The 13,860-nt window shown below is 60.4% G+C and carries 10 protein-coding genes; 9 read left to right on the top strand and 1 reads right to left on the bottom strand.

Annotated features, from left to right (window positions below):
* The first annotated feature begins 271 nt into the window (after window positions 1-271).
* The 9 genes from J3P97_RS03860 to J3P97_RS03820 all read left to right on the top strand — a co-directional run bounded on the left by J3P97_RS03860 (window position 272) and on the right by J3P97_RS03820 (window position 12,976).
* Window positions 272-1,873, top strand: coding sequence for an ABC transporter substrate-binding protein (locus tag J3P97_RS03860; protein WP_434673520.1), 1,602 nt, complete (start codon window positions 272-274; stop codon window positions 1,871-1,873).
* Between the two features lie 255 nt (window positions 1,874-2,128).
* Window positions 2,129-3,754 carry an ABC transporter substrate-binding protein gene (locus J3P97_RS03855; RefSeq protein ID WP_434673519.1) on the top strand — a complete coding sequence of 542 codons (1,626 nt, stop codon included), beginning with the start codon at window positions 2,129-2,131 and terminating at the stop codon, window positions 3,752-3,754.
* 389 nt (window positions 3,755-4,143) lie between these two features.
* Window positions 4,144-5,745, top strand: coding sequence for an ABC transporter substrate-binding protein (locus J3P97_RS03850; RefSeq protein WP_434569832.1), 1,602 nt, complete (start codon window positions 4,144-4,146; stop codon window positions 5,743-5,745).
* 171 nt (window positions 5,746-5,916) lie between these two features.
* Window positions 5,917-7,338 carry an OprD family porin gene (locus J3P97_RS03845; protein ID WP_434673518.1) on the top strand — a complete coding sequence of 474 codons (1,422 nt, stop codon included), beginning with the start codon at window positions 5,917-5,919 and terminating at the stop codon, window positions 7,336-7,338.
* A 75-nt stretch (window positions 7,339-7,413) separates the two neighbouring features.
* Window positions 7,414-9,009: an ABC transporter substrate-binding protein gene (locus J3P97_RS03840; RefSeq protein WP_434673517.1), complete on the top strand. Its 1,596-nt coding sequence runs from the start codon at window positions 7,414-7,416 to the stop codon at window positions 9,007-9,009.
* A 75-nt stretch (window positions 9,010-9,084) separates the two neighbouring features.
* Entirely contained in the window at window positions 9,085-10,095 is a 1,011-nt protein-coding gene (locus J3P97_RS03835; protein WP_305496852.1) for an ABC transporter permease subunit, read from the top strand.
* Window positions 10,096-10,105: 10 nt separating this feature from the next.
* Complete coding sequence (locus J3P97_RS03830; protein ID WP_434673516.1) at window positions 10,106-11,017, top strand: ABC transporter permease subunit; 912 nt, start codon at window positions 10,106-10,108, stop codon at window positions 11,015-11,017.
* 10 nt (window positions 11,018-11,027) lie between these two features.
* A complete protein-coding gene (locus J3P97_RS03825) occupies window positions 11,028-11,996 on the top strand; it encodes an ABC transporter ATP-binding protein (protein ID WP_305496856.1) in 969 nt (322 codons plus the stop codon).
* On the top strand, window positions 11,996-12,976 hold the full coding sequence (locus J3P97_RS03820; protein WP_434673515.1) for a peptide ABC transporter ATP-binding protein: 981 nt from the start codon (window positions 11,996-11,998) through the stop codon (window positions 12,974-12,976). Before J3P97_RS03825 ends, J3P97_RS03820 begins: the two co-directional genes overlap by 1 nt.
* A 234-nt stretch (window positions 12,977-13,210) precedes the next feature.
* Here the strand turns inward: J3P97_RS03820 and J3P97_RS03815 are convergent, their stop codons facing one another.
* Window positions 13,211-13,462, bottom strand: coding sequence for a hypothetical protein (locus J3P97_RS03815; RefSeq protein ID WP_434569836.1), 252 nt, complete (start codon window positions 13,460-13,462; stop codon window positions 13,211-13,213).
* Window positions 13,463-13,860 lie beyond the last annotated feature (398 nt).

Below are 13,860 nucleotides of genomic sequence, written 5' to 3'. Positions count from 1 at the left end.
AATTAAAGGTCATCCATGCCGAAGTCGGTCGCGGCAGAGCCGAACATGACTTCGTCCCGAGGCGGGAAGACGCGCATTGTCCCCGCCCCGAAAAACCAATATCAAAATAGTGGCGCGATACTAGATAGCCATTATTCCGGCGTCAATTAAATATTGATGAAAAGCGCGGTATGCCCAAACCCACGGGTCATCCTCACTTTTAGATATTTCCTACGCGCCCGCCCCACCCGCTACCCTTCAGAAAAACCCTCATCAAGACCTAAGGGATTTCATGGACAGAACCACCTTCAAACCCCTCTTGCTTACGCTTGCCCTGCTGAGCGGCGCCCCGCTGGCCCAGGCCGCGACCACCCTGGTCTACTGCTCCGAAGCCAGCCCCGCCGGCTTCGATCCCAGCCAATACACCAGCGGCACCGACTTCGATGCTTCGGCCGAAACCGTCTTCAACCGCCTCACCCAGTTCAAGCGCGGCGGCACCGAAGTCGAGCCCGGATTGGCGTCAAGCTGGGACGTATCCGCCGATGGCCTGGCCTACACCTTCCACCTGCGCGAGGGTGTGAAGTTTCATACCACCGACTATTTCACCCCGAGCCGCGACTTCAACGCCGATGACGTGCTGTTCACGTTCCAGCGCCTGCTCGATCCGCAACACCCGTTCCGCCAGGCCTACCCCACCGAGTCGCCGTATTTCACCGACATGGGCCTGAACACCACGATCAAAAGCGTCGAAAAGATCGACGAGCACACCGTGCGCTTCAGCCTGAACAACGTCGACGCGGCATTCGTGCAAAACCTGGCGATGAGTTTTGCCTCGGTGCAGTCCGCCGAGTACGCAGCGCAGCTATTAAAGGAAGGCAAGGCCGGCGACCTCAACCAGAAGCCCGTCGGCACCGGGCCGTTTGTGTTCAAGCGCTATCAGAAGGATTCGCAGATCCGCTACGCCGCCAATACGGCGTACTGGAAACCCGAGGACGTGAAGCTCGACAACCTGATTTTTTCCATCACGCCGGACGCCGCCGTGCGCCTGCAAAAGCTCAAGCGCGGCGAATGCCAGGTCAGCGGTTATCCGCGCCCGGCCGACATCGAAGTGATGGAGCAGGACCCGAACCTGCGCGTGCTCAGGCAGCCCGGTTTCAACCTGGGTTTCCTCGCCTATAACGTGACGCATCCGCCGTTGGACCAGCTCAAGGTCCGTCAGGCACTGGACATGGCCATCGACAAGCCGGCGATCATCAAGGCCGTGTACCAGAGCGCCGGGCAACTGGCTCAGAACGCCCTGCCCCCGGCCCAATGGTCGTTCGACCCGGCGATCCAGGACGCGCCCCATGACGTGACCAAGGCCAAGGCGCTCCTCAAGGAAGCAGGGGTTGCGCCCGGTACAACCATCGATTTATGGGCAATGACGGTGCAGCGCGCCTCCAACCCCAATGCGCGAATGTCTGCGCAAATGATCCAGCAGGACTGGGCCAAAGTTGGCATCAAGGCCAACATCGTCAGCTACGAATGGGGCGAGTACATCAAGCGCGCCAAGAATGGCGAACACGACGCGATGATCTACGGCTGGACCGGCGACAACGGCGATCCAGACAACTGGCTCGGCGTGCTCTACAGCTGCGCGGCGGTCAAGGGCAGCAACTACGCCAAGTGGTGCGACCCGGCCTACGACCGGCTGATCCAGCAGGCCAAGGTCTCGACCGACCGCCAGCAACGCATCGACCTGTACCGCCAGGCCCAGAAAATCCTCAAGCAGCAGGTGCCCATCACGCCCATCGCCAACTCGACGGTGTTCCAGCCGATACGCAAGGAAGTGGTGGATTTCAAGCTCAGCCCGTTCGGGCTTACACCCTTCTACGGCGTGGGTTTGAACAAGTAAAACCCGCCCCAGGCCGGTGCGTTGCAGCCTCGCAGCGCACCGGCACGGAGCGCCGCTTGCCCCAAAAAAACCGGCGCAAACGTTAAAATGCGTCAAAAGTTACAAAGATGCGACATTAAGGTACGTACGTGCCACTGTTTCAGACTTGAAACCGCTCTGGATCTTGCATTGGGTATGGGGCCTGCATAAGTATCCGCAGGACGACTCACGAGGTCGCCCTCAAATCCAAAAATGACAACAAATCATGAGGCCAACATGCTTAAACACGCGGTCATTCCGTTTTTAGTCGGCGCAGGCTTGTTAGCCAGCGCTCCTTTCGCTTCCGCCGCGACTAACCTGGTGTTCTGCTCCGAAGGCAGCCCGGCCGGTTTTGACCCTGGTCAGTACACCACCGGAACCGACTTCGATGCCTCTGCAGAAACCATGTTCAACCGCCTGACCCAGTTTGAGCGCGGCGGTACCGCCGTGATTCCTGGCCTGGCCACCAAGTGGGACATCTCCGAAGACGGCCTGACCTACACGTTCCACCTGCGTGAAGGCGTCAAGTTCCATACCACCCCGTATTTCAAGCCGACCCGTGAATTTAATGCCGATGACGTGCTGTTCACGTTCAACCGCATGATCAACAAGGACGATCCGTTCCGTAAGGCGTACCCGACCGAATTCCCGTACTTCACCGACATGGGGATGGACACCAACATCACCAAGGTCGATAAAGTCGACGACCACACCGTCAAGTTCACCCTCAAGGATGTCGACGCCGCGTTCATCCAGAACCTGGCCATGAGCTTCGCCTCGATCCAGTCCGCCGAATACGCCGGCCAACTGCTCAAGGACGGCAAGCCTGCCGACATCAACCAGAAGCCGATCGGCACCGGCCCGTTCGTGTTCAAGAGCTACCAGAAAGACTCCAACATCCGTTACACCGGCAACAAGGACTACTGGAAGCCTGAAGACGTGAAGATCGACAACCTGATCTTCGCCATCACCACCGACCCGTCGGTGCGTATCCAGAAGCTGAAGAAGAACGAGTGCCAGATCACCCTCTTCCCACGCCCGGCCGACCTCAAGGCCCTCAAGGACGACAAAGCGCTGAAGATGCCTGACCAGGCGGGTTTCAACCTGGGTTATGTAGCTTACAACGTGATGGAAAAAGTCAAAGGCGACGACAAGCCCAACCCGTTGGCTGACCTGCGCGTTCGTCAAGCCTTGGACATGGCTGTAAACAAGCAACAGATCATCGACTCGGTGTACCAAGGTGCGGGACAACTGGCGGTCAACGCCATGCCTCCGACCCAGTGGTCCTACGACACCACCATCAAAGATGCCAAATACGACCCTGAAAAAGCCAAGGCTCTGCTCAAGGAAGCCGGCGTCGAGGAAGGCACAGAGATCGTTCTGTGGGCCATGCCGGTTCAGCGTCCGTACAACCCGAACGCCAAACTGATGGCGGAAATGCTGCAGAACGACTGGTCCAAGATCGGCCTGAAGGTCAAGATCACCAGCTATGAGTGGGGCGAGTACATCAAGCGCTCCAAGGGCGGCGAGAACCAGGCCATGATCATCGGCTGGAGCGGTGATAACGGTGACCCGGACAACTGGCTCAACGTGTTGTTTGGCTGCGACTCGCTGCAAGGCAACAACTTCTCCAAATGGTGCGACAAGAAGTTCGACGGCCTCGTCAAGGAAGCCAAGCGCACCACCGACCAGGCCAAGCGCACCGACCTCTACAAACAGGCGCAACACGTCCTCAAGGACGCCGTGCCGATGACACCTATCGCTCACTCGACGGTGTATCAACCCATGCGCGCCAACGTGCAGGACTTCAAGATCAGCCCCTTTGGCTTGAACTCCTTCTACGGCGTCAGCGTCAGCAAATAAGTGACCTGTGGCGAGGGAGCTTGCTCCCGCTGGGCTGCTTAGCAGCCCCTTTTTGAGCGCGATGGCGATCTACATCAACGCCATCGCGAGCAGGGCTCGCTCCCACGACGCACCGTAGCTTTATCTGCCGAGACCAAGACCTAGGAAATTGCCTACATCCAAAAGCACTGCGTACCACAGCAGTTGGTTTAGGACGTGTCGCCTTTCCCACAAGTCTTTCAGGCATTGCGCATATACCGCCTGGCACACGACTCATACCGTCGGGGCTGGAGGTTTTGCCAATCCCGCGGCAGCGCTGTTCACGCATTGGAATGAGCCCAGTGCCCCGGCCCTGTCCCTGGAAGGACACCGGTTCACTGTCAAACACCCCGAACGAGAGAGGGAGCGTCATGCGCCATACCTTGGTTTTATCCGCATTGCTGGGCACCGGCCTGCTGGCCGCTACATCCGCGGCCCAGGCTGCCGGCGGCAGCTTGGTGTTCTGTTCCGAAGGCAGCCCTGCCGGTTTCGACACCGCGCAATACACCACCGCGACCGACAACGATGCCGCCGAACCGCTGTACAACCGCCTGGCCGAATTTGAAAAAGGCGCGACCAATGTCGTGCCGGGCCTGGCGACGAGCTGGGACATTTCCGAAGACGGCCTGAAATACACCTTCCACCTGCGCGAAGGGGTGAAATTCCACACCACCGACTACTTCACGCCGACCCGGGATTTCAACGCCGACGATGTGCTGTTCACCTTCAACCGCATGCTTGATCCGCAGCATCCGTTTCGCAAGGCCTACCCCACCGAGTTCCCGTACTTCAACGGCATGAGCCTGAACAAGAACATCGCCAAGGTCGAAGCGACAGGACCGTTGACGGTGGTCATGACGCTCAACAGCGTGGACGCCGCATTCATCCAGAACATCGCCATGAGCTTCGCCTCGATCCTTTCGGCCGAGTACGCCGACAAGCTGCTCACTAGCGGCAAGCCGAGCGACATCAACCAGAAGCCGATCGGCACCGGGGCTTTCGAGTTCAAGAGCTACCAGAAAGACTCCAACATCCGCTACGTCGCCAACAAGCAGTACTGGGCGCCTGAGCGGGTCAAGCTGGACAACCTGATCTTCTCGATCAACACCGACGCGTCGGTACGGGTGCAGAAGCTCAAGGCCAACGAATGCCAGATCACCCTGCATCCACGCCCGGCCGATGTGCCGGCGCTGAAGAACGATCCCAAGCTGCAACTGATCGAGAAGCCCGGTTTCAACCTTGGCTATATCGCCTATAACGTTCGCCACAAACCCTTCGACCAGGTCGAAGTACGCCGGGCGCTGGACATGGCAGTGAACAAGCAGGGCATTCTCAACGCCGTGTACCAGGGCGCGGGGCAGTTGGCGCAAAACTCCATGCCGCCAACCCAATGGTCCTACGACGACACGATCAAGGACGCTCCCTACGACCCTGAAAAAGCCAAGGAGCTGCTCAAGGCCGCCGGGGTCAAGGAAGGCACCGAAATCACCCTCTGGGCCATGCCCGTGCAACGCCCGTACAACCCCAACGCCAAGCTGATGGCCGAGATGCTCCAGTCCGACTGGGCGAAGATCGGTTTGAAGGTGAAGATCGTCACCTACGAATGGGGCGAGTACATCAAGCGCACCAAGAACGGCGAGCACGACATCAACCTGATCGGCTGGACCGGCGACAATGGGGACCCGGACAACTGGATGGGCACGCTGTACAGCTGCGACGCCATTGGCGGCAACAACTACTCCCAATGGTGTGACCAGGACTACGACAAGCTGATCAAGCAGGCCAAGATCGTCACCGACCGCGAGCAGCGCACCGTGCTCTATAAACAGGCCCAGCAGTTGCTCAAGCAGCAAGTGCCGATCACGCCGATCGCCCACTCGACGGTCAATCAGCCGCTGAGTGCCAAAGTCGAAGGGTTCAAGGTCAGCCCCTTCGGTCGCAACGTCTTCTCGGGCGTCAGCCTGAACCCATAACCGTTTAGCCACGCAGCGAGGGCTTCCTTTGGAAGCCCTCCGCCAGCGTTTTGCCTTAATTCGCCGATCAAGCGCCTGGCAAACGTTTGCAAGCTGCAAATGAGTTGTAAACCAATAGCCGTATCACCGAAAAAGAACGGCATAAAAAAGAAAGAAAAAGGAGCGTTACCCATGAAACTGAGCAGCACCGCGATACTGGCCCTAGCCATCAGCAGCGTTACGGCCACGGCTTACGCTGAATCTGTCAGTCAGGAATTCGTTCCTACCGCGCTGGCCGACAGCAGCGCCCAAAGCGAAGCAAAAGGTTTCATCGACGGCCAAAGCCTGGGAGGCACGACGCGTAACTGGTACTCCAACGAGTTGAAACGCCGCGACGACCGATTCAGCTACAAGCCAAATAGCGTAAAAAATGACCCTACCGTGCCAGCGACGCCGATTGCTCGTCGTATCAACTGGGTCCAAGGCACCATCGTCAACTACACCTCGGGCTTTACCCAGGGCACCGTCGGCGTCAGCACCGAAGTCGCCGCCTACAACGCTATCGTGCTGGACCGGGATCGCAAGCACATCGCCGGTGGCTCCAACCGCACCCTGGCGGACTCCAACGGCGATGCCGTGGACCAGTGGAGCAAACTGGGCCTGGCCAACGCCAAGTTCCGCGTATCGAACACGACGCTGACCGCGGGTCGCCAGAATTTCAGTACGCCGATCATCGACGTCATCGGCAACCGTGCATTGCCTTCGAGCTTCGAAGGTATCAGCCTGCACAGTGAAGAATTCAACAACCTGTCGTTCGATCTGGCCGGCTTCGATCGCGTTTCGCCACGAACCGAGCAGAGCCTGTCGAAATTTCGCACCGAGTATTCCGCCACTGGCGTGGAAACCGACAAGGTCTATACCGCCGGCGTCAACTACCAGCCGTTTAAGAGCCTGAAAACCAGCCTGTATGGCGCCAAGGTCGAAGACTTCTGGAACCAATACTACTTCGGCGCCACCCATGAACTGGGCGATAGCCAGGTGCTCAGCCTGACCACCAGCCTGAATTATTACAAAACCGTCGACGAAGGCAAAAAACTGATGGGGAATATCGACAACGATACCTACTCTCTGTCCCTCGGCCTTGCTCACCAAGCTCACAGCCTGACGTTCTCCTACCAGGAAGTGAACGGCGACGAATACTTCGACTACCTGCACGAAACCAACGGCATCTACCTGGCCAACTCCTTGCTGTCCGACTTCAACAGCCCGAACGAGAAATCGTTCCAGATCGCCTACGGCCTGAACATGGCCGAGTACGGCGTGCCCGGCCTGAAGTTCAACATCTACCAGGCACGTGGCTGGGGCATTGACGGCACGCATTACCGTGGCACTGCCTACACCGATCCAGGTAAGCAGCGCGGCGACCTGAGCCTGATGGACGGCGAAACTCACTACGAATATGGCGTCGGCGCCTCCTACGCCGTGCAGAGCGGCCCGCTCAAGGCCACCGCGATTCGCGCCACCTACACCACTCACCGCGCCAGTGAAAACCAGGCTGATGGCAACATCAACGAATTCCGCCTGGTCACCACCATCCCGTTCAACATTCTCTAAACTGCCACCGGGCGGGCGACTCACAAGGTCGCCCGCCCGGTCTTTTGCCAATTACCCGATTGCAGAGGATTGACGATGAACATGAACCCCCTACGCGCCGCCATTGCCGCCGCACTGCTGAGTGTTGCCGTTGGCGCCACGGCCAAACCCCTGGTGGTTTGCACAGAAGCCAGTCCGGAAGGCTTCGACATGGTCCAGTACACGACTGCAGTCACCGCCGACGCCGTGGCCGAAACGATCTTCAACCGCCTGGCCGACTTCAAGCCCGGCACCACCGAAGTGATTCCTGCCCTGGCCGAGTCTTGGGACATCAGCGACGACGGCCTGACGTATACCTTCCACCTGCGCAAAGGCGTCAAGTTCCACACCACCGATTACTTCAAGCCGACCCGCGACATGAACGCCGACGACGTGGTCTGGAGCTTCCAGCGCCAGCTGGACCCGAATCACCCGTGGCACAAACTGTCGAGCGTGGGTTTCCCGTACTTTGAAAGCATGGGTTTCAAGGAACTGCTCAAGAACGTCGAAAAGGTCGACGAGCACACGGTCAAGTTCACCCTGACCCGCCGCGAAGCACCGTTCCTGGCCGACATCGCCATGGCGTTCTCCTCGATCTACCCGGCCGAATATGCCGACCAGTTGCTCAAGGCCGGCAAGGCCGGCGAGCTGAACAGCAAGCCGATCGGCACCGGGCCGTTCATCTTCCAGCGCTACAACAAAGACGCCCAGGTCCGCTTCAAGGCCAACCCGGACTACTTCCGGGGCAAGCCGCCGGCCGATGCGCTGGTGCTGGCGATCGCCACCGATAACAATGTGCGCATGCAAAAACTCAAGACCAATGAGTGCCAGATTGCGCTGTACCCGAAACCGGACGATATCCCCAGCATCAAGAAAGACCCCAACCTGAAGGTCACCGAGCTGGATGCGATGACCGTTTCCTACACCGCCCTGAACACCAGCCACAAATACATGAGCGACGTGCGGGTGCGCAAAGCCATCGACCTGGCCTTCGACAAGGAAGCCTACGTCAACGCGCTGTTCGGCAAGGGCAACGCCACCGCCGCGGTCAATCCGTACCCGCCGACGCTGCTGGGTTACAACCACGACCTGAAGAACCCGACCCGCGACCTCGACAAGGCGCGCCAGTTGCTCAAGGAAGCCGGCGTGCCGGAAGGCACCGTGTTTACCCTGTTCACCCGCAACGGCGGCGGTCCGACCAACCCCAACCCGATGCTCGGCGCGCAAATGATGCAGGCCGACCTGGCGAAAGTCGGGATCAAGGTCGATATCCGCGTGATGGAATGGGGCGAAATGCTCAAACGCGCGAAAAACGGCGAGCACGATATGGTTTCCGCCGGATGGGCGGGCGATAACGGCGACCCGGATAATTTCCTGACGCCTATGCTCAGTTGCGAAGCCGCCAAGAACGGCGAAAACTACGCGCGATGGTGCAACGAGAAATTCCAGGCGCTGCTCGACCAGGCACGCGCCACAGTGAACCCCGAGGAGCGCGCCAGGCTCTATGAGCAGGCCCAGGTGATTTTCAACCAGGACCAGCCATGGATCAGCATGGCCCACACCCGTATGTTCACAGCAATGCGCAAGAACGTAGAGGGTTATGTAATTAGCCCGCTCACCACTAACAACTTCGCCACCACCCAGGTGAAGTAGATAAGAAAACGCCCGGCATCCCTGACCCCAGGAGTTGCCGGGCACGCCTAACCGGCTGATGAGGTACACCTGAAGATGTTTAGTTTTATTGCCCGCCGACTGGGATTACTGATTCCCACGTTCTTCGGCATCACCTTGCTGACCTTCGCGTTGATTCGCATGATCCCCGGCGACCCCGTGGAAGTGATGATGGGCGAACGTCGGGTCGATCCCGAAATGCATGCTCAGGCAATGGAACGCCTTGGCCTGAACAAACCGCTGTATGCCCAGTACCTGGACTACATCGGCAAACTGGCCCAGGGCGATCTCGGCGAATCGCTGCGCACCCGTGAAAGCGTATGGACCGAGTTCAGCTCACTGTTTCCCGCGACCCTGGAACTGTCCCTGGCCGCGCTGCTGTTCGCCGGTATCCTCGGCCTGCTGGCCGGGGTGATCGCGGCGCTCAAGCGAGGATCCCTGTTCGACCATGGGGTAATGGGCATCTCCCTCGCGGGGTATTCGATGCCGATCTTCTGGTGGGGCCTGATCCTGATCATGTTCTTCTCGGTGTCCCTGGGCTGGACACCGGTGTCGGGGCGGATCGACCTGCTCTACGACATCGAGCCGAAAACCGGCTTCATGCTGATCGATACGCTGCTGGCCGATGAGCCGGGCGCGTTCCTCGACGCGTTGCATCACCTGATCCTGCCGGCCATCGTGCTGGGCACCATTCCGCTGGCGGTGATCGCCCGCATGACCCGTTCCTCGATGCTCGAAGTGCTGCGCGAGGACTACATCCGCACCGCCAAGGCCAAGGGCCTGTCGCCATCGCGCGTGGTGTTCGTGCACGGCCTGCGCAACGCGCTGATCCCGGTGCTGACCGTGGTCGGCCTGCAAGTCGGCACGCTGCTGGCCGGCGCGGTCCTGACCGAAACGATCTTCTCCTGGCCGGGCATCGGCAAGTGGCTGATCGAAGCCATCGGCGCCCGGGACTATCCCGTGGTGCAAAACGGCATCCTGTTAATCGCCTGCCTGGTGATTCTGGTCAACTTCGTCGTGGACATCCTCTACGGCTTTGCCAACCCACGTATCCGTCACCAGCGCTGAGATCAAGACCATGAGTACTCCAATTACCGCGGTAGCAGTCGATCAAAGCCTGCTGTACCCGTCCCCGTACAAAGAATTCTGGCAAGCGTTTTCCCGCAACAAGGGCGCCGTCGCCGGGCTGCTGTTCATGATCCTGATCGTGTTCTGCGCACTCTTCGCCCCGTGGGTCGCGCCGCACGACCCGAGCGAGCAATACCGCGACTTCCTGCTGACGCCGCCGGCGTGGCTCGAAGGCGGGCAGATGCAGTTCCTGCTGGGCACCGACGAACTGGGCCGTGATTTGCTCTCGCGCCTGATCCAGGGTTCGCGGCTGTCGCTGCTGATCGGCTTGTCGTCGGTGGTGATGTCGCTGATCCCGGGCATCCTGCTGGGGCTGTTCGCCGGGTTCTTCCCGCGCATCCTCGGCCCGACCATCATGCGCCTGATGGACATCATGCTCGCCCTGCCCTCGCTGCTGCTGGCCGTGGCGATCGTCGCCATCCTCGGCCCAGGCCTGATCAACACCGTGATCGCCATCGCCATCGTCTCGTTGCCGTCCTACGTGCGCCTGACCCGCGCCGCCGTGATGGGCGAGCTGAACCGCGACTACGTGACCGCCGCCCGCCTGGCCGGTGCCGGCCTGCCGCGCCTGATGTTCATCACCGTGCTGCCCAACTGCATGGCACCGCTGATCGTCCAGGCGACCCTGAGCTTCTCCTCGGCGATCCTCGACGCCGCCGCCCTGGGCTTCCTCGGGCTCGGCGTGCAACCACCGACCCCCGAGTGGGGCACCATGCTGGCCTCCGCCCGCGACTACATCGAACGCGCCTGGTGGGTCGTGAGCCTGCCTGGCTTGACCATTTTGCTCAGCGTGCTGGCAATCAACCTGATGGGCGACGGTCTGCGCGATGCGCTGGACCCGAAACTCAAGAATGCCGCCTGAGGAGATTCCCATGTCATTGCTAGAAATCAAGAATCTCAACGTCCGCTTCGGCGACGCCACCGCCGTGCCGGTGGTCGACGGCCTGGACCTGAGCGTGGATAAAGGCGAGGTGCTGGCGATCGTCGGCGAATCGGGCTCGGGTAAATCCGTGACCATGATGGCGCTGATGGGCCTGATCGAGCACCCCGGCATCGTCACCGCCGACGCGCTTAACTTCGACGGCAAGAACATGCTCAAGCTGAGCAACCGCCAGCGCCGGCAGATCGTCGGCAAGGACCTGGCGATGGTTTTCCAGGACCCGATGACCGCGCTCAACCCCAGCTACACCGTGGGTTTCCAGATCGAAGAAGTGCTGCGCCTGCACCTGAAGATGTCCGGCAAGGCCGCGCGCAAACGCGCCATCGAACTGCTGGAAAAAGTCGAGATCCCTGGCGCCGCCAGCCGCATGGACGCCTACCCGCATCAACTGTCCGGCGGCATGAGCCAGCGCGTGGCGATTGCCATGGCGATTGCCGGCGAGCCGAAACTGCTGATCGCCGACGAACCGACCACCGCTCTGGACGTGACCATCCAGGCGCAAATCATGGATCTGCTGCTGGCCCTGCAGAAAGAGCAGGACATGGGCCTGGTGCTGATCACCCATGACCTCGCCGTCGTGGCTGAAACTGCCCAGCGCGTGTGCGTGATGTACGCCGGCCAGGCCGTGGAAGTGGGCAAGGTGCCGCAGCTGTTCGACATCCCGGCCCACCCGTACAGCGAAGCACTGCTGGCGGCGATTCCGGAGCACAGCATGGGCGCCGAGCGCCTGGCGACGTTGCCGGGCATCGTGCCCGGTCGCTACGACCGCCCGCAAGGCTGCCTGCTGTCGCCGCGCTGCCCGTACGTGCGCGACAACTGCCGCCAGGAGCGCCCTGCGCTCGATCCGAAATCCAACAGCCTCGCCCGCTGCTTCTACCCGTTGAACCAGGAGGTGGCGTGATGGCCGTCGTACTTATCGCCCGTGACCTGACCCGTCATTACGAAGTGTCCCGTGGCATGTTCAAGGGCCATGCGACCGTGCGCGCCCTCAACGGTGTGTCGTTCGAACTGGAGGCCGGCAAGACCCTGGCCGTGGTGGGCGAATCCGGATGCGGCAAATCCACCCTTGCCCGGGCCCTGACGCTGATCGAAGAGCCTTCCGCCGGCTCCTTGAAAATCGCCGGTCAGGAAGTGGCCGGCGCCAACAAGGCCGAGCGCAAGCAACTGCGCAAAGACGTGCAGATGGTCTTCCAGAGTCCTTATGCGTCCCTCAACCCGCGGCAGAAAATCGGTGATCAACTGGCCGAGCCGTTGCTCATCAACACCAACCTCTCGGCCACCGAGCGTCGCGACAAAGTCCAGGCGATGATGAGGCAGGTGGGCCTGCGCCCCGAGCATTACCAGCGCTACCCGCACATGTTCTCCGGCGGCCAGCGCCAGCGCATCGCCCTGGCCCGCGCAATGATGCTGCAACCCAAGGTGCTGGTGGCGGACGAACCGACCTCGGCGCTGGACGTGTCGATCCAGGCGCAGGTGCTGAACCTGTTCATGGATCTGCAACAGGAGTTCAATACCGCCTACGTGTTCATCTCCCACAACCTGGCGGTGGTGCAGCACGTCGCTGACGACGTGATGGTGATGTACCTCGGCCGCCCGGTGGAAATGGGCCCCAACGAGTCCATCTACAGCCGCCCATTGCACCCCTACACCCAGGCGCTGCTGTCGGCCACCCCAACCATCCACCCGGACCCGAACAAGCCGAAGATCAAGATCGTCGGCGAACTGCCCAACCCACTCAACCCACCGTCCGGCTGCGCCTTCCACAAGCGCTGCCCGTACGCGACCGAGCGTTGCAAGACCGAAGAGCCGGCGCTTCGCCCGTTGGATAACCGATTGGTGGCGTGTCACTACGCCGAGCGGTTCCTTGACGGCGCGGCGTAAGGCTAAAAAGCAGCAAAACACGTAAGGCAGAAAAGCACTTGTGGCGAGGGAGCTTGCTCCCGCTGGGCCGCGAACCGGACCCTCTTTTTTGGGCCTGCTGCGCAGGCCAGCGGGAGCAAGCTCCCTCGCCACGGGACCATCCTTTGCCTTGGGTCATGCACCCGACATAAAAAACCCCTCCAGCCCCGACTGAGTATCAGTTGGGGCTGGAGGGGGTTTCTGTAGGCCACAAACCTACGTCTGGCTATCGCCCTCTTCATCCTCATCGCCATCCGGCGTGTCGATTGGCGAACCATCATCATCCTCGCCATCGTCCGGATCGCCTGCGTCCGCATCGGTCGCGGCAAGCATCAACTCGCCTTGAACCACCGAGCCACTCGACGCGTGCTTCTCGTGCTCATCGCATTCGGCCCACGCAGCGGTGGAACCGAGGGACAGCATCACCAACACCTTTAGAAAAAACATCATGCGCAGCAGCTTATTCATATCCAATTCCTTCTTTACCGGATAAAGCCGGGGCCGACGGTGCTCAGGAAATACTGTTCCGAACAGACCGGTTCATCAGATAGGACGCCACGGAACAGCCAGAAATGCCGCTCGTCTAAAGATCGGTTTCGAATAAGGTTTATTCCCAAACCCACTAACACCACAGCATCCATGCAAGCTGACCCACCGCCTTCGCGAGCAGGCTCGCTCCCACAGGGATTAGGGGTGGCCGGGGGATTGAAAAACTAGCGCAGGACTAATGTGGGAGCGAGCCTGCTCGCGAAGAGGCCCGCACATTCAGCATCCAGGCAAGCTGACCCACCGCTTTCGCGAGCAGGCTCGCTCCCACAGGGATTAGGGGTGGCCGGGAGATTGAAGACTGCCACAGAACCAATGTG

It is taken from the genome of Pseudomonas sp. R1-15 (assembly GCF_051132085.1).
Classification (GTDB): domain Bacteria; phylum Pseudomonadota; class Gammaproteobacteria; order Pseudomonadales; family Pseudomonadaceae; genus Aquipseudomonas.
The sequence above is the reverse complement of the archived record's forward strand: the minus strand, read 5'-3'. Positions and strand labels throughout refer to the sequence as shown.